This window comes from Halomonas sp. A40-4 (assembly GCF_015767635.1).
Taxonomy (GTDB): Bacteria; Pseudomonadota; Gammaproteobacteria; order Pseudomonadales; family Halomonadaceae; genus Vreelandella; species Vreelandella janggokensis.
In genome coordinates this window covers 235744-262125 of the sequence record NZ_CP065230.1, presented here as the reverse complement: position 1 = coordinate 262125, position 26382 = coordinate 235744, and the positions used below count along the sequence as shown (strand labels likewise).

At 57.2% G+C, this 26382-nt stretch carries 28 protein-coding genes and 1 tRNA gene; 5 read left to right on the top strand and 24 right to left on the bottom strand.

Translation table 11 applies throughout. The features are described 5' to 3' along the window. Positions 1–236: 236 nt before the first annotated feature. The 10 genes from IT895_RS01335 to IT895_RS01290 all read right to left on the bottom strand — a co-directional run bounded on the left by IT895_RS01335 (position 237) and on the right by IT895_RS01290 (position 10754). Entirely contained in the window at positions 237–668 is a 432-nt protein-coding gene (locus tag IT895_RS01335) for a C40 family peptidase (protein ID WP_422823624.1), read from the bottom strand. Between the two features lie 115 nt (positions 669–783). Then, on the bottom strand, positions 784–1599 hold the full coding sequence (gene phnE / locus IT895_RS01330) for a phosphonate ABC transporter, permease protein PhnE (protein WP_199284495.1): 816 nt from the start codon (positions 1597–1599) through the stop codon (positions 784–786). 46 nt (positions 1600–1645) lie between these two features. After that, a complete protein-coding gene (phnE, locus tag IT895_RS01325; protein ID WP_199284494.1) occupies positions 1646–2479 on the bottom strand; it encodes a phosphonate ABC transporter, permease protein PhnE in 834 nt (277 codons plus the stop codon). Then, positions 2476–3318 carry a phosphonate ABC transporter ATP-binding protein gene (gene phnC, locus IT895_RS01320; RefSeq protein WP_085917676.1) on the bottom strand — a complete coding sequence of 281 codons (843 nt, stop codon included), beginning with the start codon at positions 3316–3318 and terminating at the stop codon, positions 2476–2478. The genes phnE (IT895_RS01325) and phnC overlap by 4 nt, the downstream gene beginning before the upstream one ends. Before the next feature lie 75 nt (positions 3319–3393). After that, positions 3394–4359, bottom strand: coding sequence for a phosphate/phosphite/phosphonate ABC transporter substrate-binding protein (gene phnD / locus IT895_RS01315; protein WP_085917675.1), 966 nt, complete (start codon positions 4357–4359; stop codon positions 3394–3396). A 110-nt stretch (positions 4360–4469) separates the two neighbouring features. Then, the gene (locus IT895_RS01310) at positions 4470–6227 is read right to left on the bottom strand and encodes a bifunctional diguanylate cyclase/phosphodiesterase (protein ID WP_199284493.1); all 1758 of its coding nucleotides are present in this window, start codon (positions 6225–6227) and stop codon (positions 4470–4472) included. A 105-nt stretch (positions 6228–6332) separates the two neighbouring features. After that, on the bottom strand, positions 6333–8261 hold the full coding sequence (locus IT895_RS01305) for an alkaline phosphatase family protein (protein WP_199284492.1): 1929 nt from the start codon (positions 8259–8261) through the stop codon (positions 6333–6335). 38 nt (positions 8262–8299) lie between these two features. Beyond that, positions 8300–9676, bottom strand: a complete 1377-nt coding sequence (locus IT895_RS01300; protein WP_199284491.1) for a sensor histidine kinase — start codon at positions 9674–9676, stop codon at positions 8300–8302. Continuing rightward, positions 9676–10350, bottom strand: coding sequence for a response regulator transcription factor (locus IT895_RS01295; protein ID WP_199284490.1), 675 nt, complete (start codon positions 10348–10350; stop codon positions 9676–9678). Before IT895_RS01295 ends, IT895_RS01300 begins: the two co-directional genes overlap by 1 nt. Before the next feature lie 23 nt (positions 10351–10373). After that, positions 10374–10754, bottom strand: a complete 381-nt coding sequence (locus tag IT895_RS01290; RefSeq protein WP_139839341.1) for a PepSY domain-containing protein — start codon at positions 10752–10754, stop codon at positions 10374–10376. A 138-nt stretch (positions 10755–10892) separates the two neighbouring features. On the opposite strand from IT895_RS01290, the gene IT895_RS01285 reads away from it, so the two are divergent. Continuing rightward, positions 10893–11369: a PepSY domain-containing protein gene (locus IT895_RS01285; protein ID WP_199284489.1), complete on the top strand. Its 477-nt coding sequence runs from the start codon at positions 10893–10895 to the stop codon at positions 11367–11369. 193 nt (positions 11370–11562) lie between these two features. After that, complete coding sequence (locus tag IT895_RS01280) at positions 11563–12588, top strand: DUF1853 family protein (RefSeq protein WP_442786526.1); 1026 nt, start codon at positions 11563–11565, stop codon at positions 12586–12588. Here IT895_RS01280 and proB read toward each other — a convergent pair. The 4 genes from proB to rplU form a co-directional block, all read right to left on the bottom strand. Next, positions 12585–13724, bottom strand: a complete 1140-nt coding sequence (gene proB / locus IT895_RS01275) for a glutamate 5-kinase (protein ID WP_199284488.1) — start codon at positions 13722–13724, stop codon at positions 12585–12587. The two genes, IT895_RS01280 and proB, sit on opposite strands and share 4 nt — an antisense overlap. A 41-nt stretch (positions 13725–13765) precedes the next feature. Then, positions 13766–14953: an Obg family GTPase CgtA gene (gene cgtA / locus IT895_RS01270; RefSeq protein WP_199284487.1), complete on the bottom strand. Its 1188-nt coding sequence runs from the start codon at positions 14951–14953 to the stop codon at positions 13766–13768. A gap of 176 nt (positions 14954–15129) precedes the next feature. Further along, the gene (gene rpmA, locus IT895_RS01265) at positions 15130–15387 is read right to left on the bottom strand and encodes a 50S ribosomal protein L27 (RefSeq protein WP_085917668.1); all 258 of its coding nucleotides are present in this window, start codon (positions 15385–15387) and stop codon (positions 15130–15132) included. Positions 15388–15418: 31 nt separating this feature from the next. Beyond that, positions 15419–15730: a 50S ribosomal protein L21 gene (rplU, locus tag IT895_RS01260; RefSeq protein ID WP_027337601.1), complete on the bottom strand. Its 312-nt coding sequence runs from the start codon at positions 15728–15730 to the stop codon at positions 15419–15421. 296 nt (positions 15731–16026) lie between these two features. Between rplU and ispB the strand changes: the two genes are divergently transcribed. From ispB to IT895_RS01240, 3 genes are all read left to right on the top strand, one after another. Then, complete coding sequence (gene ispB / locus IT895_RS01255; protein ID WP_085917667.1) at positions 16027–17031, top strand: octaprenyl diphosphate synthase; 1005 nt, start codon at positions 16027–16029, stop codon at positions 17029–17031. Positions 17032–17117: 86 nt separating this feature from the next. Next, a tRNA-Pro gene (locus tag IT895_RS01250) sits at positions 17118–17194 on the top strand. Positions 17195–18319: 1125 nt separating this feature from the next. After that, positions 18320–18829, top strand: a complete 510-nt coding sequence (locus IT895_RS01240) for a DUF4760 domain-containing protein (RefSeq protein ID WP_199284486.1) — start codon at positions 18320–18322, stop codon at positions 18827–18829. 505 nt (positions 18830–19334) lie between these two features. Here IT895_RS01240 and IT895_RS01235 read toward each other — a convergent pair. From IT895_RS01235 to IT895_RS01190, 10 genes are all read right to left on the bottom strand, one after another. Beyond that, a complete protein-coding gene (locus IT895_RS01235; protein WP_199284485.1) occupies positions 19335–19532 on the bottom strand; it encodes a helix-turn-helix transcriptional regulator in 198 nt (65 codons plus the stop codon). 368 nt (positions 19533–19900) lie between these two features. Next, the gene (locus IT895_RS01230; RefSeq protein ID WP_199284484.1) at positions 19901–21280 is read right to left on the bottom strand and encodes a plasmid recombination protein; all 1380 of its coding nucleotides are present in this window, start codon (positions 21278–21280) and stop codon (positions 19901–19903) included. Positions 21281–21361: 81 nt separating this feature from the next. Further along, positions 21362–21673: a hypothetical protein gene (locus tag IT895_RS01225; protein WP_199284483.1), complete on the bottom strand. Its 312-nt coding sequence runs from the start codon at positions 21671–21673 to the stop codon at positions 21362–21364. Positions 21674–22164: 491 nt separating this feature from the next. Further along, on the bottom strand, positions 22165–22413 hold the full coding sequence (locus IT895_RS01220) for a hypothetical protein (RefSeq protein WP_199284482.1): 249 nt from the start codon (positions 22411–22413) through the stop codon (positions 22165–22167). 68 nt (positions 22414–22481) lie between these two features. Then, on the bottom strand, positions 22482–23240 hold the full coding sequence (locus tag IT895_RS01215; protein WP_199284481.1) for a hypothetical protein: 759 nt from the start codon (positions 23238–23240) through the stop codon (positions 22482–22484). Between the two features lie 720 nt (positions 23241–23960). Further along, the gene (locus IT895_RS01210; RefSeq protein WP_199284480.1) at positions 23961–24251 is read right to left on the bottom strand and encodes a hypothetical protein; all 291 of its coding nucleotides are present in this window, start codon (positions 24249–24251) and stop codon (positions 23961–23963) included. Between the two features lie 436 nt (positions 24252–24687). Continuing rightward, positions 24688–25098, bottom strand: coding sequence for a hypothetical protein (locus IT895_RS01205; RefSeq protein WP_199284479.1), 411 nt, complete (start codon positions 25096–25098; stop codon positions 24688–24690). A gap of 8 nt (positions 25099–25106) precedes the next feature. Next, positions 25107–25556: a Panacea domain-containing protein gene (locus tag IT895_RS01200; RefSeq protein ID WP_199284478.1), complete on the bottom strand. Its 450-nt coding sequence runs from the start codon at positions 25554–25556 to the stop codon at positions 25107–25109. Positions 25557–25762: 206 nt separating this feature from the next. After that, positions 25763–26182, bottom strand: a complete 420-nt coding sequence (locus IT895_RS01195; protein ID WP_267905859.1) for a BRO-N domain-containing protein — start codon at positions 26180–26182, stop codon at positions 25763–25765. Further along, positions 26172–26378: a hypothetical protein gene (locus IT895_RS01190; RefSeq protein ID WP_199284476.1), complete on the bottom strand. Its 207-nt coding sequence runs from the start codon at positions 26376–26378 to the stop codon at positions 26172–26174. Before IT895_RS01190 ends, IT895_RS01195 begins: the two co-directional genes overlap by 11 nt. Between the last annotated feature and the right edge of the window lie 4 nt (positions 26379–26382).

Below are 26382 nucleotides of genomic sequence, written 5' to 3'. Positions count from 1 at the left end.
CAAACTGATAGCGTCGTTAGTGAGGTAAGCGGCATGCTCGCGTTTTTGTTATCGCGTCGTGTAACGCTTTGAACTGAGTGTGCCGCATCATGTCACGTAGTTAAATACGCTTAATGCTCATGGATTAGGTAGGAAGTCAAAACGAAGCATATTATAGGGAGCTGGAATGCACGCTAATTGACCCAGGTCATGAAACCAAAGAGTTATTAGACACGTTCAAACCTATCGTGGGGCGCTCACGGAGCGGGGCTTGCGGCCCCCAGAAAGCGCTGCTGCCAGTAGTCGATATCCAGCGGCACACTCACCACTTCACGGCCGCTGCCGGGGGCGTGAATCATCTGCCCCTGCCCGCGGTAAATGCCCACGTGAGTGGCTTTCTGGCGTGAACCAAAAAACAGCAGATCACCCGGGCGCGGAGCATTCGCCGTTGGCAGTTGGCGAAACTGCTGGTCGGCGGTACGAGGCACACGGATCCCCGCCGCTTGATAGACCATCTCGACCAGTCCGGAGCAGTCCAGACCGTCGGGCGAGTTACCGCCGAAGCGGTAGGGAGTGCCCAGCGCTTGCTGGGCATGGGAAAGAATCAACGCACGCTCCATGGACAAGCCCTCAGCCTCGTCAAGGCGTTCATTCAGGTCTGTCTTGTGACTGGCGCAGCCTGACACCATCATGAGGATTAACAAACCTACAATAGGCAAGCTGCGCGCGAAGGGCATGGAGGCATCTCTACTTTGACCGGTTAGTCTATAGCATGGCGCAAAGATCGAGACGCTGCCAAATCGATTAGATAATCGCGTGGCGTACCCGGGCGGATATCCACTCCGACACCAGTACGGTGGCAAAGATCATGACGAAAATCACGCTGACCTGATCCCAGGCAAGGCTGTTGATCGAAGCGTTCAACTGCAAACCGATACCGCCCGCCCCCACCAGGCCCAGCACAGTCGATTCGCGGATATTGATATCCCAACGGTAAACGCTGATACCGGCAAATGCTGGCATGACCTGGGGCAACACACCATAGTTCATTACCTGCATACGGCTCGCACCGGTCGCGCTGATCGCCTCGACCGGCGTGGGATGAATCTCTTCGATGGATTCGTAGAGCAGCTTACCCACAAAGCCGATGGAACGCAGAGCGATGGCAATAATCCCTGCCAGCACGCCGGGACCCAGGATGGTGACCAGCAACATTGCCCAGATCAGCGAGTTGATCGAGCGTGACGACACAATCACCACCAACGCGGCGCTGCGTATAAGCGGATGCGGTGTCGTATTGCGAGCCGCCAGAAACGCCACTGGAAAGGCCATGACAATGCCCAGCGCCGTGCCCAGGGTGGCAATGTTCAGGGTGTCCCACATGGGCTTCCATAGCACATTGGCATAGCCCCACTCGGGTGGGGTCATGCGGCTGATCAGATCGGCTCCCTGGCGGCCAGCGTCGTCGACGAACACCCACATGGTATTGTCGGAAATCAGCTTCCAGCAGAGCAGAAACAGGCTGACCCCTGCCAGCCAGGCCAGGTACTGGAGCCATTGCGCGCGGGTCGTACGCCGCCGCCAGACCGGCTGACCCTGAGATGAGGTGGAAACGGGCATTCAACTACTCCACAAAGTATCGATTCAGAAAAGACTGATTCAGGGGTTACTGGGTCCAGCGACGGACATGACTCGAGGCGTACTCGCACAGCAATACGATGGCGATGATGATCAGCAGGATCGCCGCTGAGGTATCGTATTCGTAGCGGCTCAGCGAGGTGTTCAAGGTGGCGCCGATACCGCCTGCCCCGACAATCCCGATTACCGAAGATTCGCGGAAGTTGATATCCAGGCGGTACATTGAAAGCCCGATCAAACGCGGCATGACCTGGGGTTGAATCGCGTGATTCATGGTTTGCCACCAGCTGGCACCCGTGGCGCGCACTGCCTCAACCTGACGCCAGTCCAGGTCCTCGATGTCTTCGGCCAGCAGCTTGGCCATGAAACCAATCGTCGCAAACGCCAGGGTGATCATGCCGGCAAAAGGCCCAAAGCCGAACATCACCACGAACAGGATGGCGATGATGACCTCCTGAAAAGTGCGCGACACCGCAATGATCGCCCGGCAGGCTGTGTAAATCGGCAATGGCGCAATATTGCGCGCGCCCCCCAACCCGACGGGTATCGCCAGCAGCACCCCAATCACCGTGGAGGTCAGCGTCATGGTCAAGCTTTCCAGCAAACCCGCAACGATATCGTCGTAACGGCTGACAAAATCGGGCTGCATAAACGCGCCCAGAAAATTCACCGCACGGCCCGCCCCCTCAGCCACGCGCTCCCAGTCCACCTCTACCGAGGCGAGCGCCAACACAAGATACACCCCCACTCCGAGGACAATGCCCCAGCGCAATCGCGGGCTTGCGATCAGTGGAAGCCGGCGCCACTCGCCGCGGTGTGCCGCTTGCTGGCGCGCCGTCAACATCTCGGCCTGCTCGCTCATCGTGCGCCTCCGACGGCCATTGCGGGGGCCGCGCTGTACGAGGCTGTATCGCGCGGGTCATCGCTAACCTCGTCATCCATTGGTTCGGGCGTGGTATCCCAGTCCTCCTCGCCGTAGATCGTAGTGAGAATCTCGCTGGTGAGCTCACTGGGGTCACCGTCAAAGACGATTTCCCCCGCCCGCAGTCCGACGATGCGGTCGGCAAACTGCTTCGCCAGCGCCACATCATGGATATTGATAATCGCCGCCAGGTCACGCTCGGCACACAGCTCACGAATCAAGCGCATGATTTGGCGAGAGGTTTTCGGGTCAAGGCTGGCGGTGGGTTCATCGACCAACAGCAGCTTGGGGCTCTGCAACAGGGCCCGGGCGATCCCCACACGCTGACGCTGACCGCCCGATAGCGCATCGGCACGCTTATCGATGGCGTGCGTCAAGCCAACCCGCTCCAACAGCCGAAACGCTTCCACGACCGCTTCCTGAGGGTAGCGGCGCAGAAAGCTGCGCCAGAAACCCACGTAACCCAACTGACCTGAGAGCACGTTTTCCATCACGGTGAGTCGATCAACCAGGGCATACTCCTGGAAAATCATGCCCATGGAACGCCGTGCATGGCGCAGCTTGTGGCCGGAAAGCTTGGTAATTTCGGTATTTTCCAGGCGAATGCTGCCCTGGGTAGGCTCAACCAGCCGGTTCACACAACGAATCAGGGTGCTTTTACCGGCGCCGGATGGCCCGATCAGCGCCATCACCTGTCCCTTGGGCAGGGTTAACTCTATATTGGCCAGCGCCCGATCGCCGGTGGGGTAGCGCTTGGCTACGCCGCTTAGTGTCAACATTTTCCACCTCAAACATATAAAGAAACGGCCAGAAAGGGGAGCCTTCCTGGCCGGTTAACAACGTCTACCTGGCGATCAGTCGCAGTCGTAGGTCACCCCATTGGCATCAGCGATGGTGCGAATCACTTCCCAGTTATCCTGATAGGTAATGGGGATAAACTGGGCTTCGCCGGAGTTGGAGAATTCTTCCTCCAGGGCGGTGCCTTCCCAGTCATAGCTGAAGAAGGCGTCCTGAATGTCCTGCGCCAGTTCGGGTGCCAGGTTATGGGCCGTACCGTAGGCAGTGGTCGGGAACGTTTGCGAGGTATAAATGACATCGTAATCACCTTCTTCCACGACGCCACGCGACAGCATCCGACGCGCTACCGAGTTGGCGATGGCCGCGGCCTCATAGTCTTCGTTGACCACGCCTAGAACAGAGTTGTCATGTGAACCCGAGAACGCTGTCTCAAAATCTTCTCCCGCTTCCATGCCGTATTCGGAACGCAGTAGCGCTGAAGGCGCACGGAAGCCCGAGTTGGACGTCTCGGAGGTGAATGCCAGTTGGCGGCCCTGCAAATCTTCAACGGACTCAATACCGCTACCCGGGTAGGTGATAATTTCCATTTCATAGCCAAAGCTGCCGTCCTCGGCGGCCATCATGGCAAACGGACGGAAACCACCGCAGTTGACCGCTACTGGCACACCACCCGTATTAAAACCGGCGACGTGCAAACGGCCCGCACGCATGGCTTCCTGCTGGGCAGCGTTGGACTGTACCGGGAAGAACTGCACCTCTTTACCTGTGGCGTCACTCAAATGATCCAGGAAGTCAGACCAGACATCGGCATAGACAGCGGGATCTTCGACCGGCGTATAGGCAAACACCAGCGTGTCCGGGTCTACCCACTGGGCGTCATCGCTGGGGACATCTGCCATCAGATCGCCGTCCGCATCCTGATAGCGGCTGGAAAGATCGGCCTGAACCGCCACGGCTGAAAAGGCAAAGGCACTGGCAACGGCGGCGCTAATGAGGGTACGAGGAAGAGATAACGTCTGCATGGATCACCTGATGCGTTGTTAGAAGACACAACGATACTGACGCGCTCAGATGACAGGGGCGGGACATTCAGATGACCCATTGGTGACGTTTTGACGACCGTAATGTGTCATTACGCTTTCAAGCTGGCAGCGTTGCGGCTACGTCGCTCGACAAACAGGCTGTTGCCAGGAATTTTTTTGGCCTGTTGCTTTAACTCCGAGAGTTCGGCAGCGACATCCAGGGCCTTACAGTCGGCGACGGGTGGAATCGGCTTGACGGCAATCGAGACGCTGACAAACGGAAAGAAGCTGATTGTCCCCTGCCGGTTTTCGATGTGGATTCCGCCACGCTTGCGGTCGTCCTCTTCATAAAATCCCGGCGCCATCAGCTCCATATGATGCAGGATCTGCTGGCAGGCTTTTTCCCAATGCGCCAACGGCAGTAGCAGCATGAAATCATCCCCGCCGATATGGCCGATGAAGCCACCGACGCTATCGGCCTGAGCCTCCAGCAGCCGGGATAACGCAATGATCATGTGATCGCCCCGGGCATAGCCGTAGGCGTCGTTAAAAGCCTTGAAATTATCCAGGTCGACGTAAGCAGCGGCCACCCCCTCACCGGCATTCAGGTAGCGGCCAAGGGTTTCATTGATCAGTATATTGCCCGGCAACCCGGTAAGCGGGTTGGCATGGCGCGCCTGGCGAACCTGGATGGCAGTAATTTCACGCAGCAAGTCGACAATATTGCCCATGCCCAGGTAGTGGCTATTTTCATCGACAATCACAAAGTCTTCCTGCTCGATATCGCGGCTATCCGTCAGTTGCTGACTCAATATATCCAGCGGGGTACTGGCATTAGTGATCAATGACTTGGTATCGGCGACATCCAGCACGCACCGCTTGGCATAAAGCGCATGGCTGTAGGGGTTGGTAAACAAGGTGAGAAACGCATTACGGCGCACCACGGCCACTGGCCTGCCGTCATCGACCACCGCTACGCAGCGAAGACTCGACTGCTGTCGAAAGCGCTCGGCCAGCGTAAGAACAGCACAGCTAGGGGTGACCGCTTCAATCGCCTGACAGATCGAACGGGCCGTTCGTCCCGCTGGGTTTGCCAGCGGTTTAGCGGCAGGCAGCCGCATATGCAGCTGAAGCGGAGGCTCCGCGCTGGGTCTGGCAAAATAAAACCCTTGCAGCAAGGCCAGGCCACGATCGAGCTCCCACAGGCACAGGTGCTCAGCGGCGGTTTCAACGCCCTCCGCTATCAATTGGCAGTCCAGACTACGCGCAACATCCAGAATAGAGCGTAGAAACTCGCGCTTGGCGGGCTCCTGATCGATGCCCGAAATAAAGTGGCGATCCAGTTTGACGAAGTCCGGGCGCAGTTCCGACCAGTGGCGCAGGCTTGAGTGGCCCGCGCCGAGATCATCCAAGGCCACTTGAAAGCCCATGTCGCGATAGTGATCCACTGCCTGGCGCATCAACTGGTAATCATGAATGGGCACGTGCTCGGTGAGTTCGATCACTACGCGCTCTGGAGGAAGGCCGCTTTCGCGAATAAAGCCTAGCGTCAATCCTTCGCGAAAATCACGTTCCAGGATGGTGAGCGGCATGACGTTCAGAAATAGTAGACTAGGCAGCTCGAGTTCGGCAAAGCGTCGTATGGCCAAGCGACGGCAAAGCAGGTCCAACTCAACCAGAAGCCCTGCCTGAGTGGCGACTTCAAACAACCGCAGCGGCGAATAAAGCGGAGAAGAGCGAGGCCCTCGAACCAGTGCCTCGTACCCATAGATGGCTTGCTGGCTGGCATCCACAATGGGCTGAAAAAGGACCTGCAAGTCTTCTGTATGAATGATGCGATTGAGCCATTGCGCTTCTTGTGCGGTCATTGCCTGTTCGTCACATTAAATAACAATCGGATATCCCTAGCGTTTTTATCCATGAGATAAGCTTGGGCCAATACCGTGACGAAATGATGACAGACGCTATAACTCCTAACGCGCCGGTATATCGGGCGGTGGAAAACAGGCTTCTCCTCCGCTGGCGTCCAACTGGCGAATGTCGACCGGGCAGCCGTGTTCGTCGAGGGTCACCAGCCCGATACCGCTGGCGTTCCAGAGGCGTTCGCCAGCACTTGCACGGTCGGGATCACGGGGGTGAACACTCAGCTTGCGGCGCTTGGTAAACCAGTTGAGCGGTGACCAGGGGGCATACAGCCAGCGATTGAGCCGGTCAAAGGTGTCCAACAGCGAATCAGGAAAGGTATTTTTGACCCCGCTGGAAGTGATCTGCCATAGCCTGGGCGCATGCTTGCGGTGACGCACCACGATGTCGTAGGCAAAGGAGTAGTGCACATCGCCGGACAGGATCACGTAGTTGCCGGGCGTTTTGGAATGCTGCCAAATCTGCAATAGCACGTTCGCAGCCCCGCGATGCGCCATCCAGTTTTCGGCGTCGACCATCAGCGGTTTGCCAGCCAGGGTAAACAGCTTCTGGATACCTTCGATCAGCTTGACGCCAAACATCGGCGCGGGTGAAATGATCACTGCGCTGGGCGCCCCGATCAACGCCTGCTGCATTTCAATCAACGCCTCCCAGTCCATCAACCCGGAAGGACGCTGCGGGTGTCGCTCGTTACGCCAGCGGCGCGTACGGGTGTCCAGCACGATCAATGGCGGTTCGCCGGAGACCTGAAACGCCCACCCCTGAAACGCCAGCAGGCGGTCAATCAGGCCGTCTTGCGCCACGTTGGCGAGATAGCCGGTGCTGTCTACCGACTCGAGCATCGCCTTGGTCTCGTCAATCAGCGGGTTGAGCTTTTCAGGCGCGTTACCCCACCCCTGACAAAGCAGGTAAGCGATCAAGGCATTGCCGATAATCTGCTTCGAGAACGGGTGACCGTAGGCACTTTGCTCCCATTCAGCGGTCAGATTCCAGTCGTCGGTTACATCATGATCGTCGAAGATCATCAGACTGGGCAAATGCGCCATGGCGCGCGCGCACTGAGGCAAACCCGCCACAAACGCCTCGATCACGGCCTGCTCCTGCTGATAAAGCGCGGCGTCCTTGTCACCCAGTGACGGCTGAGAGGGCGCAATAACCTGCCATGCCACGGGCGACCAAACCAGGCAATACATGGCCAACATTTCGCCCAGCGTCATCAGATGATTCTGCGCATTGGCCGAGGTAAAGACGGGCTTTTTCACGCCGCCAAAAAAGCGTTCGCGAAGCGCCACGTTGCTGGTGGTATCCGGTAGTAACTGGCTGCGCTGATAGTAGCTGTCGGGGGACGTATAGAGCGCCTGGCTGTCACTGATGGTCGCCCCTTCCAGATACTCATCGACCAACCCCAGGCGTTCCGTCAGGGCATGAATCGCGCGCAGCATCGGCCCTGCCACGTCATCCACATACACCTGATCGCCGGTCATCAGCAGCCAAGCGGGCCATTCACCTGGCGTCGTCTGACGCTCGGCCAACCATTGGTCAGCACGCACCAGACCGTCGGCGCTATCATGGTGGGGCTTGCGGCAGGAGCCGTGCATCAAGCGATGATGGCGCGAGGCAATCACAAACCCCGGGTAGTCCTGGCCGTCGTAGCATAACCACGGCGCCCACTCAGGAAGTGACTGGTAACCACCATCGCGCTGCTGCACTTTCAGGTCATAGGCAATGCGCTCATCGCGGGGCAAGGGGCTCGCCAACGGCACGTCGATCAAATGGATAAACGCATGTTGCCCGACAGGCAGGCATTGCTGATAAGCCGCGAGCGGATACGTCTGTGCTCGCGGCCCGTCGGGATGCAGCACCAGGGACATGGTGAGCGGCCGTGACGTCAGGCACCACATCACCCACCGTGAAGGGGTGATGCGGCGCAGAATGGGGCCAACCAATACATCCGGGAGGACTGCCGCGTGGTGGTTCATTGATCGCTCCTTGCCTGTTCGGTGTTCGTGACGCGTTTTCAGCGCCTATCCGGGCGACGAATCACGACGACGGGTAGCGTGATGGTGACCGCCAACCCGCCCAAAGCGGCCCGCTCAAGTTGCATATCGCCACGATACAGAGCGACCAGATCAGCAACGATAGAAAGCCCCAAACCACTTCCCGAACGTTTCTCATCCAGCCGTTTGCCCCGCTGCAGCGCTGCCTGGCAATCAGCAGGGGACATTCCGGGGCCATCGTCGCTGACACACAGCTGGAGGTGTTCGCCATGTGCCTCCAGGGTCAGAATAACCTCGCCCTTCGCCCAACGCAGAGCGTTATCCAGAATATTGCCGACAATCTCCTGGGCATCCTGGGCATCCATGTGCGCTTGCATATCGCGCGGCAGGGTATGCTCAAGGTGGATATCGCGGCGCTGGGCCAGCCTTGCCAGTCCGTTTATCAGCGGCGCCAGGGCTTCATTGAGCGACACGGGCGCCACCCTGCCGCCCTCACCGGCCGCCGAGGCGCGTGCCAGATGGTGGCGCACGGCGTTGTCGATGCGCGTCAGCTCCGCTTCCCAGGCGCTCTGCTGCTCGGCCGGTGCCTGACGGGCCAGCAGACGCATCACACTGAGCGGCGTCTTCAGCGCGTGGGCCAGATTGCCAGCGGCATGGCGACCACGTTCTATCAAGCGTTGGTCACGGGCCAGTACGGCGTTCATGGTGGTGGCCAGGCCGGCCAACTCATCGGGCAGCCGGGTATCCAGTTGCTTGGCCTCGCCGTTTTCCACCTCGCGCAGGTTGGCTCGCATACGCCGCAACGGCGCCAACCCCCAGCGAATCTGTAACGCCAGCACCGTCAACAGCAGCGTGCCCAAGCCGGCCAAACCGCCCCATAACCACTGCTGAAACTGGCGCACATTGTCCATCAATGCCTGGTCTTCAGCTGCAACGCTGATATGCAGCGGCTGCTCGAGCGGTGCCAGCTGTATATCGCGCTCGACCAGGCGCAGCGAACTTGCCCGGGGACCGTTCACGGTTCGGGCAATGAGCGTGTTGCCGTCATGGGTCGGCAGGCGCTGATCCCATAGCGAGCGCGAGGTGAGCGTGTGCTGCTGACCGTCGGTCATCTGCCAATACCAGCCGGAGTAAACCTGATCGAAACGCGGATCACCCAGATCGCGATCAAAGATCAGTCGCTGCTCGACACGGTCAAAGGCGACCCCGGCGATGACCACATTGAGCAAGGCTTCCAGGCGATCATCGAAGGCCTGCGTCGCCGACTCACGGTAGTGATGGGACAGCAAGAACCCCGCTAAAGGCAGCCCGACGATGACGATCACCAGGGTCGCCACTAATAGACGGCTGGCGATTGAGCGACGCGCAATGCGGCCCTGCCAAGATGGCCAGGGCATCATCCCGCCGCCGGCTGCTCGGCCAACAGGCGGTAGCCCTGGCCGCGCTGGGTGACAATACGCCATGCGCCCAACTTGCGTCGTAATCGGCTGACCTGAACATCAATGACGTTGGAATCGGGTTCATGGTCACGGTCGTAGACATGTTCGGACAGCTCGGTGCGGCTCACCACCCGGGGCGCGGCGTGCATCAAATAGCTCAACAGTCGCGTTTCCTGGGCGGTCAGCGATACGGGGCGGCCCGCTAGCGCCACGTGCTGGGTATGGGTATCCAGGCTTAACTCTCCCATCCTGAGCACCGGGTGCGCGTGCCCGTGGCTGCGACGAACCAGCGCACGCAGGCGAAACAGGACCTCAGCGGATTCAAACGGCTTGGTGACATAGTCGTCGGCGCCAGCGGAAAAACCGGCCGCTTTATCGGCCCAACGTTCACGCGCGGTTAAAATCAGTATCGGCAGATCAATGCCGTCTTCGCGCCATGCCGCCAGCCAACGGATGCCGTCACCGTCGGGCAGTCCAACGTCCAGAATCAAGCTGTCGTACGCTTCGGTGCGCACCAGAAAGTCGGCTTCCTGACCGTTGAACGCATGCTCTACCAGCCAGTCACCATCGCGTAATGCCTGGCCAAGTTCGCGGGCTAACGCCTGGTCATCCTCTACCAACAAACACTTCATCGGCTCACCACTGTTTCTGCCTTCTATTCCGTGCGGCGCATGTCGTTGATCCTGACGCCTTCCATCTCCATAAGCTGCCCGGTCTGACCATCAAATTCAAACTCTACCACCTGGTTTTGCGGACCCAGCAGCTTGATTTCATACTCGACGTAGCTACCTTCACGCTCGACCTCAACTTCCAGTACCTCGCCGATATAATGAGCCTCCAACCAATCGAGAATGGTTTCCAGAGATACCACCTCACCCTCGCTGACCTCCCCGTGAAGCGTCTCCCACGAGGAATCAGAAGACGCCTGCCCCGTGACCAGGCCAAGCACCATTATCCCCACCAGCATCATGCGGCGCAGTGCAGGCGGCGTATCACGGCATGGCCGCGTTGTCAGGAGGGAGGTCACATGTTTCATTGTCACACCATGCCAAAGTCAACATGAACGCTAGATGAACCGCTTTGTCAGCTTAAGGAAAGCATAGTGGGGGTATAACGTCACTGTCGCATTCGCCGAATGCCGTTTACCACCTCGAATGGAAAGAAGGAATTAACCATGAATACGATGAAAAAAATGCTGATCATCCCGGGCTCTGCGTTACTGCTTACAGCAGCGGTGGGCACGGCCCAGGCGGACTCTCTGGCGATGGACCGGATTGACGATGTGCTGACCCACGCCAATGATTATGGCTTTACGCATTTTGAAGAAGTCAGCATCAATAGTCGTGGCCGCGCAGAAGTCGAAGGCTGGCTCGACGATGAGTGGTTCGCCGATGTCAGCTTTTCAATCGATGACGGCGAAACGCTGGAAGAAAAACGCGAACGGCTAATTACCGGTGCCTGGGGCATGAGCGAAGACGATATTCGCCAGGCGCTGAACGTCGCCAGCCAGGAAGGTATGGTCGAGTTTGAAGACATGGATATCGACGAAAGCGGCGTTATCGAGATTGAAGGGCGCGATGAAAACGGTCGTGAACTGGAAATCAGCGTCCGCCAGGGTTCCTACGATATCACCCAGATGGACCGCGACTGATCGTTAACTGTGTCGCTTCACGGGCTTCCAGCGGGGAGCCCGTTTGCGTTCTAGGCCCCTGCCACAGATTAATGCCTGATGACATACCTGCAGAGACGGCCTCTTCCATATCAGCAGTAAGCGTGTTACCAACAGCCGTGATAATGACGCTTTATACCCCCGCTTGCCCTGGGAATTCTGCCATGATCAGCCATTGCCTGAACGCCAGACCACGCCGACCCGAGAACAACGCTTGAAGCCGCCTAACTACCTGGAAGGTGTGACGTCGGCACATCATGAAGCAATATTGCGTGACCTCGCCTGGCTGGTCGTGACACCGGATATCGTGGCGTTCCCGCCCTCCAGTCCATTTTCAGGCCGCCCTAGCCAGTCCGAGCTGGGGCTGAGTGACGCCCTGGAAGCCTGGCTGAATGGTTTGGCAATCCCTGAGCTGGCCCGCCATGGTCGCCAGTCGAGCCGCATGGGGCACTATCACGAAAAGCTATGGCATTGGCTGCTGGACCGCGCGCCCAATACGCGCCTGCTGGCTCATAACGTGCGGATTACCCGCAAGCGCATTACCTTGGGCGAGCTGGACATGCTCTACCGCAGGCGGGATCAACCTGCTCCGGTGCATCTGGAAGTGGCGATCAAGTTTTATCTCGGGTTACCTGAAGGGCCTGGAGAAGCCACCAGCCAGAGCCGCTGGATAGGCCCGGGCGGTCTGGACAGCCTGGCTCTGAAATACTGCCATTTGCAGCGTCATCAGTTGCCACTTTCTTCCACAATACCCGCACAGGAAACACTCGGCCATTGGCTAGCCCCTCGGGATACAGGATATACAGAAACAGGCCTGGGCGGGCAGCTCACCCAACGGCTGGCCATGCCGGGCGTGCTGTTTTATCCATGGCACGCGCCCATGCCATCGCCTGAGGGTGCCACTACTGCACACCGCAGAGGACGCTGGTGCCACGTCAGCGACTGGCCAGCGCTTGCCTCTACCCTACCCGCTGATTTTCTGGTGACCTGGCTCGAAAAACCGCACTGGTTGGCGCCGCCAACCTTTGACGCCTTCAAACCAGCGTCAGAATCACTGATACCGCTATTGGCGATGGCCCGGTATCAGCCGCAGCAGGTCATGATGTATCTGCCCTCAACCCAGCGCTGCGAGCGGCTGTTTATCGTGCCCGACAACTGGCCGCGTCAGGTACCTTTGCCACCGCGTTTGCAACCGCGTTAAACCACCACCAGATTATCGCGGTGAATCAACTCGTGAGCCTCCACGTAGCCAAGGATGGCTTCAATTTGATGGCTTGGTTTACCCGCTAGCTGACGGGCTTCGTCGGCTCCGTAGTTGACCAAGCCTTTCGCCACGGTTGTGCCTTGCTCATCGACACAGGCCACCATATCGCCGCGCTTGAAGCTGCCCTGGACGGTACGCACGCCAACGGCCAGCAGGCTGGAGCCTTTATCGCGCAGTACCTTGACGGCGCCAGGGTCCAGCACCAGCGTGCCGCGCACCTGGAGTTGTCCCGCCAACCAGCGTTTACGTGCTGCGATGGGGGCTTGCTCCGGGCGCAGCAACGTGCCCAGCGCCTCGCCCGCCATAACCCGGGTGATGACATCGGGCTGCCGACCACTGGCGATTACCGTGACCGCACCGGAGCGGGCCGCCAATTGAGCGGCGCGCACCTTGGTGGTCATGCCGCCCCGCCCCAGCGACCCGCCACTACCCGCAACGGCCGCCAGGCGCGGGTCGTCGGCCCGGGCCTCGCCAATCAGCTGTGCGGTGGGGACGTGGCGGGGATCAGCGTCGAACAAGCCTTCCTGGTCAGTCAGCAGCAGCAGGGCGTCGGCTTCGAGCAGGTTGGCAACCAGGGCGCCCAGGGTGTCGTTATCGCCAAAGCGAATCTCATCGGTGACCACGGTGTCGTTTTCGTTCACCACCGGGACGACGCGCATTTCCACCAGAGTACGCAATGCAGAAAGCGCGTTAAGGTAGCGCTTGCGGTTGGAAAGGTCGTCGTGGGTCAGCAGGATCTGCGCGGTCAGCACACCGTGGCGGGCGAAGTGCTGCTCGTAACACTGGGTCAGACCGTTTTGCCCCACCGCCGCCGCGGCCTGGAGTTCGTGCACCGCGCTGGGGCGGGCCTGCCAGCCAAGGCGCACCATGCCCGCCGCGACGGCACCCGATGACACCAGGACGACCTCGATGCCCCGCTGGTGCAGGGCCGCAACTTGATCGACCCAACGGCCAATCGCCACTTCATCCAGGCCACGACCGTCATTGGTCAGCAGCGCGCTGCCCAGCTTGACCACGACGCGGCGAGCCCTGCTCAACGCCGCTCTACCCAGCACCGACTCATTGCTTGCCACGTCGCTCTTCTCCCTTTTGGCCAACCCTGCGCCTTTAGCCCTCAAGGCGCGTATTCGACATCCACATCGTAATCATCATCATCGAAGTCGTCGTCATCTTCGTCGTCGCGTTTGCGCTTGCGGCCGAGTCGCGCTTCGGTGCGGGCCACGGACTCTTCCTCCATGCGCCGACGCATTTCCTGCTCCCGGGAATGGGCTTCCTCGTCTTCGTGTTCCAGGCGCTGCTGTTCGGTGAGCCAACGATAGGCCGCCTGCACCAGTTTGTCGGTGCCGTCGCTGCTGATCGCCGAAATGCGGAACACCGGCCCTTGCCAGTTCAGCGCATCGATAATCGCCTGGGCGCGCGCCTCGCGCTCTTCTTCATGCAGCAGGTCGAACTTGTTCAGGACCAGCCAGCGGGGGCGCTCGGAAAGCGCCGGTGAGAACTGGCCCAGTTCGTGTACGATCGCTTTGGCCGCCTCGACCGGGTCAGATTCATCGAACGGCGCCACGTCGACCACATGAAACAGCAGCCGCGTACGGGTCAGGTGCTTCAAAAAGCGCAACCCAAGCCCCGCGCCATCGGACGCGCCTTCGATCAGGCCCGGCACGTCGGCCATGACGAAGTGCTCGTGCATGCCCAGCTTCACCACGCCCAGGTTGGGCACCAGGGTGGTAAAGGGGTAGTTGGCCACCTTGGGCTTGGCCGCCGATACGGAGCGAATCAGCGTCGACTTGCCCGCATTGGGCATGCCCAGCAACCCCACATCCGCCATGACTTTCATTTCAAAGCGCAGGTTGCGGCGATCCCCCTCGGTGCCCGGTGTGGTCCGCCGGGGCGCACGGTTGGTGGACGACTTGAAGTGGATATTACCCAACCCACGGCGACCGCCTTCGGCGACCAGCACGACCTGACCGATCTCGGTCACATCGGCAATCACTTCGAGGGTATCCTCGTCGATCACCGTCGTTCCCACGGGCACTTTGACGTGCAGGTCTTCACCGGCCTTGCCGCTCATCTGGCGGCCCATACCGCCCTGACCGTTTTCGGCTTTGTAGAAGCGCTGGTACTTGAAGTCGATCAGCGTATTCAGCGCATCGTCACCAATCAGGTAAACGCTGCCGCCGTGGCCGCCGTCGCCCCCATCAGGGCCGCCTTTGGGCACGTATTTTTCGCGGCGAAAGCTGAGACAGCCATTGCCGCCTTTTCCCGCCTCAACAATGATGGAGGCTTCATCGACGAACTGCATTGGTTTCTCCCGGCCGCTTTCGCCGCCCTCATATGCGTTACGTTTTCCAACCTTTGATTCCACCAACATGATGGAAAAGTGTATTGGAAAAGGGGTTAACCGACAAAAAAGCCCCGCCATGGCGGGGCTTTTTTCTCGCAACGCTTTGTCGACGTTACGAGCGCAACGCTAGCCGTTTACTCAGAAACGATGCTAACAAACTTGCGGTTGTGCGGACCCTTGGTCTCGAACTTCACAAAGCCTTCGTTCAGAGCGAAGAGCGTGTGGTCACGACCCAGGCCAACGCCGGTGCCGGCGTGGAAACGCGTGCCGCGCTGACGAACGATGATGCTGCCTGCGCTCGCTGCCTGGCCACCAAAGAGTTTCACACCTAAGCGTTTGGACTCGGAATCGCGACCGTTACGCGTGGAGCCGGCTGCCTTTTTATGTGCCATTGCAAAATCCTCCTAAAGGGGAATTGGCCGCTTACGCGGAAATTCCGGTAATTTTGACTTCAGTAAACCACTGGCGGTGGCCCTGGCGCTTCATGCTGTGCTTACGGCGACGGAACTTGATGATCGTCACCTTATCACCGCGGCCGTGGGAAACCACCTCGGCAGACACTTTCGCACCGCCAACCAGCGGTGCGCCGACATTAACGTCGTCACCGTCGGCTACCAGCAGCACTTGGTCAAACTCGATCGTCTCGCCAGTGGCGACTTCGATCTTTTCAAGCTTGAGGGTCTGGCCTTCCTGAACGCGGTACTGCTTGCCACCGCTTTTAATAACTGCGTACATGTCTCTCTCCGGACGTCAATATTGCCGCTTTGATCACCGAAAACGGCGCTCATCAAAAATCGCTCTTGTCGACCTGCGGCGAGTGGCGCCCCTTTTGGCAGCCATCTGACAGGGAGCATGATGAGTGGGTCGCGGATTATAACGATGATTGCGTTTTGCTACAAGGCCTATTGCACCATTACAGATGATAGGGTATCACACACCCGCAGGCGCCTTGACGCCTAACGGAGAGCCCCATAGCATGGCCTCAACTTAGCGCGGCATATGCCGCCTCCATCTGCCGCGACGAACATTCCATGACCGCTAACGTCTCATCAGTCCAGCCTGCCAGCTCCACGCCCTCACCGCTGCACGCCGTGGTGGCGGATGACTTCGATGCCGTTAACCGGACCATCGTCGCCCAGCTCAATTCCAAGGTGCCGCTGGTCGAAACCATCGGCCAGTACATCACCGAGAGTGGCGGCAAGCGCTTGCGGCCACTGCTGGCGTTGCTGGCGGCACGTTCACTGGGTTACACCGGCGATAAGCATATCCCGCTGGCCACGCTGATCGAGTTCATGCACACCTCGACGCTGCTGCACGACGACGTGGTCGATGAGTCTCACATGCGGCGGGGCAAGAAAACCGCCAACGACGCCTGGGGCAATGCGCCATCCGTACTAGTTGGCGACTTCCTATACGCGCGCTCGTTTCAGATGATGGTCGATGTCGGCTCGATGCGCATCATGGCGATTCTTTCCGGTGCCACCTGCGTCATCGCCGAAGGCGAAGTTCAGCAGCTGACCAATATCGGCAATCCCAGCGTTTCAGAAGACGACTACTTCGATACGATTCTCGGCAAGACCGCCATGCTGTTCGAAGCCGCTTCCCACAGCGGCGCGGTGCTTGCTGAAGCAACCCCCGATCAGGAACAGGCGCTGCAGCACTACGGGCGTTATCTGGGATTGGCGTTTCAACTGATTGATGACCTGCTGGATTACCAGGGCGACGCCGAGGCCATGGGCAAGAATGTCGGCGACGACCTGGCCGAAGGCAAACCGACCCTGCCGCTGATCCGTGCCATGGAACAAGGCACCCCCGAACAGGCCAAGCTGATTCGCCAGGTCATCCGCCAGGGCGGGCTCGAGCAACTCGACGCGGTACTCGACATTGTTCACGCGACCGGCGCTCTGACCTACACCCGTACGCGGGCCGAAGAAATGGCCGATAAAGCCCTTTCCCAGCTTGACGCTCTGCCCCCCAGCCCCTATCGCGACACGATGGCAGAGCTCGCTCGCCTGGCGGTTGACCGGCAAACATAATTGCGTTTTCAGCCCTGGCAAGACTTGAAAAAAACCGCCTGGCTACGTATTATGCCTCTCCGTTGTCGCACCATACGGCAACGCATCGGAATATAGCTCAGCTTGGTAGAGCGCTGCCTTCGGGAGGCAGAGGTCGTAGGTTCGAATCCTGCTATTCCGACCAAAGATTTCCATGAAAACGGCCACTTAGCTATTACAGCAGGTGGCCGTTTTTGGCTGGGTGTTCCTGTGTCAGCAATATGTCAGCACTCGCCAAAATGACATTTTTCCTTTGTGTTTGAGCAAAGCAATTATTGAGATCTGATTTTTCAATTCCGCGGGCATGAGAATTTCACTATGGGCTCAGTGTCCGCTGAAACGATCGCTGAGGGATTGGGATAGCCCCTTGCCTCCTCTTGGATCCCACGGAATGCGTTGCCCACGCTCATGCGGGAAAACACGGAATTTGTGAGTAGCTTTACACTACTCTCCCCTTTGCACGCGCTTGACCGGTGCCCGAAAATCGGACTACGCACCATAGTGACGCTTTCCCATACGCAGCAGGGCAGCCAACCCGTTACCAGATTTTCCGGCGGCATTGCTTGTCATTACGCGGGGAAAGGCACGGCAGGTATTACGAAAGTTTCTTAATACCCATCAAGCCGCAAGTGGGACTTCTCACCCCTCCCCGCACAGGCAAGCCATGGATCAACGATCAGGCGATACGCAAAACACGCATTGAAGCGCGCGGGCGTCCAGTACCGTAGCCCCTGCCAACCCCACCACACCTACGCGAGCATGATGGTCAGCGCAGGTGAGCCACTGGCCTGGGTACCAAAGCAGATGGGGCATACCAGCGTGGTGACTACGACCAGGATCTATTCGGGGTGGATACCGACAACGAATAGCCAGGCGGGGATGTTAGCAACAGAAGCTTTCTCAATTCGATCGGAGAAGCTATGATAGTTAGACGAGCAGCCGAAAATTTCTTGGCTCCACATCGCGCCACCAACTTTTTTGTTGTATTGTGACTGTGTGAGCCAACTAGCTTGAGTACTTCTGATTGAGGAACTCGCTAGCAAGCTCTCAATCAAAGCTGACGTAGATCAGCAATTCTACCCAAGGATGCGCTAAGGAGATGACATGATGACAACCTACATGCGGTTCGATGCCAACGCTAATAAGGTATACGACGAAAATGATGGCCTATGAGGTAGCTTCACATCGCCATTAATTAGCTGTAGCCTACTCAAGAGGTGCCTTTGGCACCTCTTTTGCTTTTTAGAACTACTAAAAATGGGACTTTGACGTGTTCGATTGGTTAGTGTCGTATGTAAGCAGCTTAAGACCAGAGGCTATACAAGCATTCCTTACCTTAGCAGGTATTACAGTAGCAGTGATTTCAGTCAGGAGTGTGAAATCTACAGCTCAAAAAAAACAAACTGCTGATTATTTGCTTGAGTTACGCACTGACATCAGGATGGAAAAAAGCATAAGGCTTCTACGCCAGCTACACGGCTGTGAAAACACCAACCTGCTGACGCTAGGTAGAGAAAATAAAGCCGACAACGAAGATGCTCAAGATCTCCGCTACCTCCTGAATCACTTCGAGAGGCTTAGTGTTGGCATACAAGAGAAAATTTATAATGAAAAGATGATAAAAAAATCACAATATTCAACAATTGTAAGGACTTATGACAGATCAAATAAATTCATAGAGGGCGTACGAGAAAACGCTGAAACTGCTTATCAAGAATTTGAATGGCTGAGCAAGAAGTGGAAAAAGAAGCCACTGAAGAAAAAACGCCAACTGCAGTAGTCAACTATATGCCAACATTTTCGAATAACTCACTGATTTAACTAATTAAAAGGCGGATTCAACTCCCGCCACCGGTGAATCTCCATTTCAAAAGAGTCTCTTAAAGACATTCTTTTCCTACCACGCGGCCCGGCTATTTAACGGGCGCAATTTTGCGCTCAGCGACCACACCAAGCTAAACAGGTGGCAGCTATTTGTCTCACTGGTGAAACTGGCGCAAAGGATCGGCAAAACAGAAGGGGCTTACCGCTGGCTCTGGTGGGCTTTCCTTACGGTAGGTTCTGTCTTATATCATGGTCAGCTTATTGTGGCTGAGGCTCACTTTTAGCCGCTATGGTGTCAGCCCTCAGCACATCGCACACGCTCAGTCCCCGTAACACACTACGGAGGTTGGGCGCTTTACCTTACCCCATCTTGCCCACTTATGGGCGGTGGCTAGGTAGCCCAAGCTAAAACGGTACAACTTTAACCCGGCAAACAGTGGCATCAAGGTAATTCATAGTAGTCATTGGCCGGCTTCTTCTGATTCCGCATAGGTCTTACGTATCCAGGCTTCAACATCTTCAGAAGACCAGCGAACGCCACCCATCGGCATCTTGCGGCCGCGTGGAAAGTCACCACTTCGGATCATCGCGTAAACCTTGCTTTCGCTATACCCAACCCTGGCAGCAACATCACGCATTCTTAATAGAGTAAGCGTCATAGCACACACATCCTCCTAACCAGGCGAGCGACCCGGGCGGCTAACTTTATCACCGTGGAGGTGATCGGGTCGGAGTAGTACGGTGCCAACACGGCAAACAGTGCCGTCCACTCTTTACGATTTACAATTCCTACGCGCACGCGGCGGGGGTTATCAAGGGTGGGGTACATTGCGGCGTCTCCCCAGTTAACGCGGCATCACGTCTCCTAACGGGTCCACCCGCCTGGCTGCCAGCGCTTATTCTTCCCAGTCCACAGTTTCCAGGACCGCATCAAGCAGCGCATTCGCGCAGCTAACCGGCTACCGGGGCAGGCGGCGGCGATAAACTTGCACTCGCTTCAGCAGGCGAGCAAACGATAGGCAGCAGGTTACATATTCGGCCCTTTTGGCCCTGTAGGTGGCGTGTTTTGTAAAGTTGCTTCGCTCCGCTCTCTAGGGCCAGGTGGCTTACCGGCGGCAGGATCTGTAGCACTCAACACGGCACGGTGGCCCACATCGGTCAGATGCCCTGCAGAATCAAAGTAGGGGCTGGCGCTCATGAGCTCAAATGCTTGTGCTAGATCGTCGCGGCTTGCCAGTAGCCCCCAGCACTCTCGGCGCGTGGCCTCATTCGCTCCGGCAAACGCCAATGGGGAGGCGGACTTCAAGCGCTCGACCAGCGCGCGCTCCCGGCGTTCTAGGCGCTCCCGCTCTCTCAGAGCTTCCCGTTTTTGCTCACGTTCGGCCTCCTCGCGTTGCTGACGTGCCTGCTCGGCCTCCCAGCGCTTGCGCTCCTCAGACTCCCGGCGCAACTGGCTAGCGGCCTGCTTAACTTCCGATTGCTGTGCGTCGCTCAGCCCTTCCGTAAACGCGGCTAGCTCTCGGGCAGCGGCTTTGTAGCGCTCCTGGTGGCGACGGGCGGTTTCTTCCATCTCATTGGCCCGGCGGCGGTCGTGGACAGCCGACGCGGCGCAGGCTATCACAGGTGCGTAGTGGTCGCGTATTAGCTCAGACAGGCGCGCGGCTTGCTCTTCGGGAGTCTCTTTCGACCATAGGCGGCCACGGCGCTCCAGTTCGGCAGCTGTCAGGTCAATATGACCGGCCAGCGCACGCGCCAGCGCCTCATGATGCTGTTTGTTTGTGGTGTGACTGGCGGCTGAAAGCTCAAGCCCACGCGCCAGCCTGTGCTTGGTGGCCACCTCCTCAGCAAACGCAGTTTGTAGCGAGGACAGCTTGGCAGGGGTGCCGTTGTAGTGATCGGCAGACAACACCACCTCAGCAGGCTGGTGAATCTGTTTTGTGACGCGCTTCAGCTTGCCGTTTTCGTCACGACCACCCGCAAACACAGACTTGCGTATAGTGCGAGCGGGGCGCTCCACCAGGGGCACAACGTACACCACAAGGTGGGGCGCGGATTCGTCGTTTTGGACGTTCACAGCCACTACATTGGCGGCACCGTGCCGGGCTTCCAGGAACGCCTGGGCATCGCGGAAATAGGCGGGTGCGTCCGTCTCCCCGCCTTGCTCTTTGAACGACTCGGCGCGGGCGGTTATCAGGTACTCAACGCACAACACAGGACTTTTCGCTGTGGTAGCCGTCACAAGCGCCAGCCGGCCGCCTATCGCGTCACGAAGCGCGGCGGGGCTAGCCACATCTCGCCAATCCTCGTTTAGGTGCTGCTTGTCCGGGTCAGCATGAGGAACGGGCAACGTGCGCCACGTATGACCTCCGGACGTGGCAACGGCGCTCCAAGATTTCAGCTTTGTCATACGTAGGATTGCGGGCGGTTGGCGGTTTACGTGAGGCTTCATTGGTTGCCTCGCTGGTGATCTCGGAAAACCTGAATCATCTCAACGACCACCCAAGGCTGCGCGCAATGAGCGAAGCCCTTGCTCTGAGCTCATCTGTTGAGGCAGCCTCTCCCCTTGCTGCTGTCCCGCCTCACGGCTGGCGCGTTCTGCCAGTTCAGCGCGACTCAGCTGACTGTCGAGGTCGATCAGTCGGCGTTCGCCGTCAGGCGCTAACTTCCGCCAGTATTCGTTTAGGTGCCGTCCATCCTGATCAGTTGGCAGCCTGAACCAGGTGTGGCCAACGGGCGCGGCAACGCAGTTGCACGTTTTGCGCTGGCCAGGCTGGTCGGTCAATTTGGCCGAACAGGTCATTGTTATCCCCTTTGCTATTTGCATATATAGCTAATAAGGGGCACAGATCCGATATTTGCCCCTCTTGATTAAAAAAGAGGGGTTTCGCGGCCGACTTTTGTCACAAAACATGCTCGAAAGGTTTGCTTGCATCGCCTTCAGCACGGCACTTGCTAAAGTGATTGATAGGCGCAACGCCCGACAAGGCGCTGCCCAAAACGAGAAAAGGCCCTTTCGGACCTTTAATGTCGGCATTGCTTGCAATCAGCAACGCCCATCAACCATCAAATAGACGCTCTGGACTGATGGTTCCGAGCATAGTCATCTAACCAGGTTGCGCCACTTTCTTGCATTACTTCATTCATGACGACCCACCTCCCTCGCTACGCTGCGAAGGCGATCGGCCGCGGTGGCCACTCAATCAAACTCCGTACGCACCAGCCTTTCGCGGCGGTGAGAGGCTTCCGCTGCCAATAGCGTAATCAGCGACTCTTGTGCTTCGGCATTGCTTTCTAACGTCGAGTGCTCGCCTTGGCATAGATACGGCCGTAGTTCAGGCGCGCTGCTACCTCTTCCTTCTCTTCCTGTCCTTCTTCTTTTTCAGCTTCGCTAATCTCTTTCTTCAACCGCTCAACCTCTGTTTCAGCCTCATTGAGCTCTTTTTTCAATCGCTCGACTTCCTTCTCGGCCTTCTCAAGGTCATTGTGAAGGCTTGCGCGGCTGAGCAAATTTGATGCTTTGCGAATGTGGTTAGAAGGCATGGCTACAGCTCCTTGTTTCAATTCTCGGGAGTCAAAGGGTTTCCCACGCTGGCGCGGGCGTATCCCTCTCAGTATTCGATGCTATCCGGTGCGCTGACGGCGTATAGCAACGGCAGCTTCACCTGCATGCTGGCACTGTCGTAACTTTGGCCATCGGGTGCGTGCTCGTTAGCCTGATCCCTTGCAGCGTTGATATTGGCCAGCAAGGTCTCAAGGTCGATACCCTCGATTGCTTTGATAAGCGCCTGCTCCTGGGCTTCCATCGTGGCCTTGCCCACCTCAAAGCCAACGCCTTTACTTAGCGCTTCCAGGTCTGCCAGCTCTTCATGCAAGCCGCTTCGCATCTTCTCTAATCCACGTTTGGCCGCGTCCTGCTTTTCTGCTTGCTCTGCGGCTTTTTCTGAAGCCTTTCGGGCTTTGGCCAGGGTAGTGGCCGCCTGTCCTTTCGCCGCTTCGTCCACATCCCCTAGCAAGGCTTGTGCCTCCAAGCGCTCCACCTCTTCGGAGGCCGCCTGGGCTTTCTGTTCCAGTTCCACGGCAATGCTAGCGCTGTCCTTCATGCTGTTCAGGGTCGCGTCGATTTTGCCCACCTGTTGCTGGCGCCCATCAATCTCTAATTGGATCGCCTCAAGCGCCTTTGGCGAAGGCGTGGGCATCTGCTTTTGCACATCCCGAAGCGCTTGCTCTGCTTGCTGCTTTTCACGAATTGCGGCTTCCAAATCCGCTTGGGCGTTCTCCCAATCGTCTTTCGCTTCTTTAATCATGCTGGCTTGCCGTGCCCACTCTGCATAGCGGGCACGATTGTTCACGTCGACGTTTTTATTCATCACAGCCGCAAGCTTCGAAAGCACACCCTCGACTTGCTCAGAGGTAGGCGGGTAACTCACCTTTGTCCCGGCAGGTGCTATAGGCCATAGGCAGTCATATAACCTATGCTCAGCACTCTCGAGAGCTTGCTTTGCAGAGTTTACTGGCACGGCATTAAGGTCTTGCTGAGCTTGATAATTGTGCTCTAGCCATGTCTTCCATGTGATTAAGTCGCTCATTGGGCAGCCTCTTGTCTCTGTTGTCGAATTTCGGATAACAGCAGCAGCCAGCCAGCGGCGTTAACGTCACCTTCGCTAGCCATGTCTACCAGCATACGAGCTAGCTCTAGGCGCTGCTTTTGGGTTGGGTAGGCCTGTGGGCCTCGTGCTTTCATAATATCACCACTGTTTTTATATACAGTATATTAGCACTTTTTTCGGCTTTATTGTGCTTTTTGCTATTCAAGCGTGAAGGTTTGCTGCCCTCTTTTGGAGGGTCACAAAACGCTTGTTGCCAGATTGCCCTAGCGGGCTGACAGTGCCGAAAAATGGACTATAGGTGCCGACGACACACCGCTATAGATTCGGCACCTTCGGCACCCCTAAGCACGGCAACCATGCAGGTTGGAGCTAGGTGCTGCTGACGACTATGTTTTGCCGAAATTTAGCCACAGAACATGGTTCGAATTCCCCGTGGTACGGTCTTGTGCCGGGGAAGGACCCGCGATTTTTCGCCAAGGCTTACTGCCACAGATCCTTCCAACGCTCTATGTGTCCCGGGCGGCAGCCAGGTTCTATATCGTTCAGCTCTTCATCGGCCAGCTTGTCGAGACGGCGCTGCAACCGCTTCACACCAGCAGCGTCGCCGCGGCCAAAGGCCCAAGTCAGGCGGCGTTCTAGCTTCTCTCGCTCGAGCTCTAGGCGCTCATCCCGATACTGCTCAGCCTCCCGGCATTCATGCTTGAAGGCGTTATCGTTGATATTGCGGGCGTCGGTCGCAAAGTTTCGGCGGGTGCGGTTGGTGTGGCGCATTGGATCTCCTGGCAGCTAGCCTCATCATTGAACTGATTAAATATACAGCTACAATATCCATGCTCAAAAAAAGCCCAGCGGGTGCCGGGCGTGGTGACCGAACGTTGGCCAGGTGTTAACGCTTGGAGGCTGGTTCAAGTTGCCAGCATGTTATTAGCAAGTCGCCGGCCGGCGTTGCCTTTGGTAAAGGGCATGGCTCTGTGATGGGCGTGACGGTTTGCCGTCGGTTTATCGTCAACAGGTTCAGGCAATGCAGGCCAGCGGGCTTTGGCGGCGTATAGGGCGTAGGATCGGTCAGTGGGTCGATGGGCCTGTTTGGGTAATCAGTGTTATCGCCCGATATGTATGGCACTTTCAAAGCTGCAAAGCGCCATACATTTGGGCCGGGCATAAAAAACCCCGCCGGGGCGGGGTTTTTTAAGGATAAGGGTGTCTTTTAACCGTGATTATACACATTGAACGCTCGATCCACCCAAACGACATGAAAAACACGATCCATTCGATACCCAACAATAGGCGCCTTGCCACAGAAACGAAACGACAGAAGGTCAACATCTTCTGTGATTGCATCGGGTATATGGGCTCTGAAAGAGTGACGCGCGATTTTTTCGTACCCTCTGCCATGCCGAGGAGCTTGGCGCAAATCTGCCCAAGTCATGCTGCTTAATAAACGAAGCGTCTCTGCAAGAGCAGCCCTTTCATCTTTAGTGCATTCAGAAATGCAATGACTCGGACGAAGCTTAGCAAAGCAAAACCATGGCGTAAGAGTATCAACCGAACGCTTTTCTTTTGGGCGCTCGGCGACGTCATTACCGGTCTTTTTTGGTCTGTTTTTTAGCTTAGCCACGCCTAAATCTATTCCAGAAGACTGGGGAAGAACTCTTCTAGATCTTCAATCTTGATTTCACTGGAACCTATTTCAGAATCAAAACGATTCATCCAAGGGTCTTCTTCATGGGATAGGTTTCGTAAATGCCATGCAGAGTGTTGAGCATAAACATTGAACACTTCATCAACAAGCTCAGCTGTTTGATCATCAATATCAACTTCTTCTAATGGCATGGCTGGCGGTATTTGCCCATTACCATAAGCCTTATAGTAGTGGTAGGCGCTAGGAACTACAGGCCCATGCATCCATGCTTCCATGCGATCGTCGAAAGCCGGACGCTTAAGTAATACCGTATGAAATCCCTGTACGTAATACAGAAGTTTTTGAAGCTTAAGGTTTGATAGCTTAGAGTGCTCGCCATCTGAAGATGAAGCCTTAGCAATCAAGTAATTAGCAATTTGCAGTGCGTTTGCCATATCTTACACCTCATTCCCCTAATGCGCAGCCGTGTCATTCAGAGGTATCACGCTGCGTGTTTGCGTAGAGAATAGGTTCTGCAAAGCAGCTTTACAACCAATGCTTGTGTTTTTTTGTTAGTAATTAGCCTTACATAAGCTGGCTAGGTCAGCGGCAAGCTAAGCTGCATCCGCTCTCGCCTGCAACGCTCATTGCCTTCCATCGGCTACTTGTGCCAGCGCCACGCAGCCAAGCCGCGCCCTTCTTCGCTCACCTGCTCGCGACGATCTTCCAGCGCTTGCCGTGCCTGTTCCCATTGTTGCTTGGCGTACTCACCTCCCTTGGCAATGGTGTCCAGAATATCCAGCACCCACCGGCGGAAGGCTTTGGCTTTTTTGGTGCGGGCCAGCATGGCAATCAGGTGAGCCCCGCGTAAAGAAAATACGCGCACCCCTTGGGTACCGGTAGGCGTGGTCAAATTGACCACCCCTGACATGGTGTCGGTGAACTCATCCTTATTACGAGTATAAATCCGCTGCACCGCCTTCCCATTTGCATAACCAAGCGCGCGACCTAAGTTACTGGCTGTCACCCAAACCTCATTGCCTTGTGTGATTAGCTCTACCTCAGTGCCTTCAAATACCATCGGTTTCATCCTTCCTTGCCATGCGGTCGGTATTGGCGAGCAACACAACCAAGTGTTTAGGTAACGGATTAGTTATCACGCCTGCCGGCATCCCTAGCATATGGATCGCGTATGTCTGTTCTGGCGTCAGGTGAGCAATGCCCTCGCCCTGCACCGCGGCGTGGATCAAATGCTCTGGGGCGACAATGGTTGGCATGTGC

Coding starts and splice junctions, on each gene's coding strand:
- phnE (WP_199284495.1), bottom strand. CDS start 1,599: ATGCCCGTTTCCACCTCATCTCAGGGTCAGCCGGTCTGGCGGCGGCGT.
- IT895_RS01220 (WP_199284482.1), bottom strand. CDS start 22,413: ATGCCTTCTAACCACATTCGCAAAGCATCAAATTTGCTCAGCCGCGCA.
- IT895_RS01235 (WP_199284485.1), bottom strand. CDS start 19,532: ATGACGCTTACTCTATTAAGAATGCGTGATGTTGCTGCCAGGGTTGGG.
- IT895_RS01295 (WP_199284490.1), bottom strand. CDS start 10,350: ATGAAGTGTTTGTTGGTAGAGGATGACCAGGCGTTAGCCCGCGAACTT.
- IT895_RS01200 (WP_199284478.1), bottom strand. CDS start 25,556: ATGGCAAACGCACTGCAAATTGCTAATTACTTGATTGCTAAGGCTTCA.
- phnD (WP_085917675.1), bottom strand. CDS start 4,359: ATGCAGACGTTATCTCTTCCTCGTACCCTCATTAGCGCCGCCGTTGCC.
- IT895_RS01190 (WP_199284476.1), bottom strand. CDS start 26,378: ATGCCAACCATTGTCGCCCCAGAGCATTTGATCCACGCCGCGGTGCAG.
- cgtA (WP_199284487.1), bottom strand. CDS start 14,953: ATGCAGTTCGTCGATGAAGCCTCCATCATTGTTGAGGCGGGAAAAGGC.
- ispB (WP_085917667.1), top strand. CDS start 16,027: ATGACCGCTAACGTCTCATCAGTCCAGCCTGCCAGCTCCACGCCCTCA.
- IT895_RS01305 (WP_199284492.1), bottom strand. CDS start 8,261: ATGAACCACCACGCGGCAGTCCTCCCGGATGTATTGGTTGGCCCCATT.
- IT895_RS01225 (WP_199284483.1), bottom strand. CDS start 21,673: ATGACCTGTTCGGCCAAATTGACCGACCAGCCTGGCCAGCGCAAAACG.
- IT895_RS01300 (WP_199284491.1), bottom strand. CDS start 9,676: ATGCCCTGGCCATCTTGGCAGGGCCGCATTGCGCGTCGCTCAATCGCC.
- phnC (WP_085917676.1), bottom strand. CDS start 3,318: ATGTTGACACTAAGCGGCGTAGCCAAGCGCTACCCCACCGGCGATCGG.
- IT895_RS01310 (WP_199284493.1), bottom strand. CDS start 6,227: ATGACCGCACAAGAAGCGCAATGGCTCAATCGCATCATTCATACAGAA.
- IT895_RS01195 (WP_267905859.1), bottom strand. CDS start 26,182: ATGGTATTTGAAGGCACTGAGGTAGAGCTAATCACACAAGGCAATGAG.
- IT895_RS01215 (WP_199284481.1), bottom strand. CDS start 23,240: ATGAATAAAAACGTCGACGTGAACAATCGTGCCCGCTATGCAGAGTGG.
- IT895_RS01210 (WP_199284480.1), bottom strand. CDS start 24,251: ATGCGCCACACCAACCGCACCCGCCGAAACTTTGCGACCGACGCCCGC.
- IT895_RS01285 (WP_199284489.1), top strand. CDS start 10,893: ATGAATACGATGAAAAAAATGCTGATCATCCCGGGCTCTGCGTTACTG.
- rplU (WP_027337601.1), bottom strand. CDS start 15,730: ATGTACGCAGTTATTAAAAGCGGTGGCAAGCAGTACCGCGTTCAGGAA.
- IT895_RS01335 (WP_422823624.1), bottom strand. CDS start 668: ATGGTGTCAGGCTGCGCCAGTCACAAGACAGACCTGAATGAACGCCTT.
- IT895_RS01230 (WP_199284484.1), bottom strand. CDS start 21,280: ATGACAAAGCTGAAATCTTGGAGCGCCGTTGCCACGTCCGGAGGTCAT.
- IT895_RS01290 (WP_139839341.1), bottom strand. CDS start 10,754: ATGAAACATGTGACCTCCCTCCTGACAACGCGGCCATGCCGTGATACG.
- rpmA (WP_085917668.1), bottom strand. CDS start 15,387: ATGGCACATAAAAAGGCAGCCGGCTCCACGCGTAACGGTCGCGATTCC.
- phnE (WP_199284494.1), bottom strand. CDS start 2,479: ATGAGCGAGCAGGCCGAGATGTTGACGGCGCGCCAGCAAGCGGCACAC.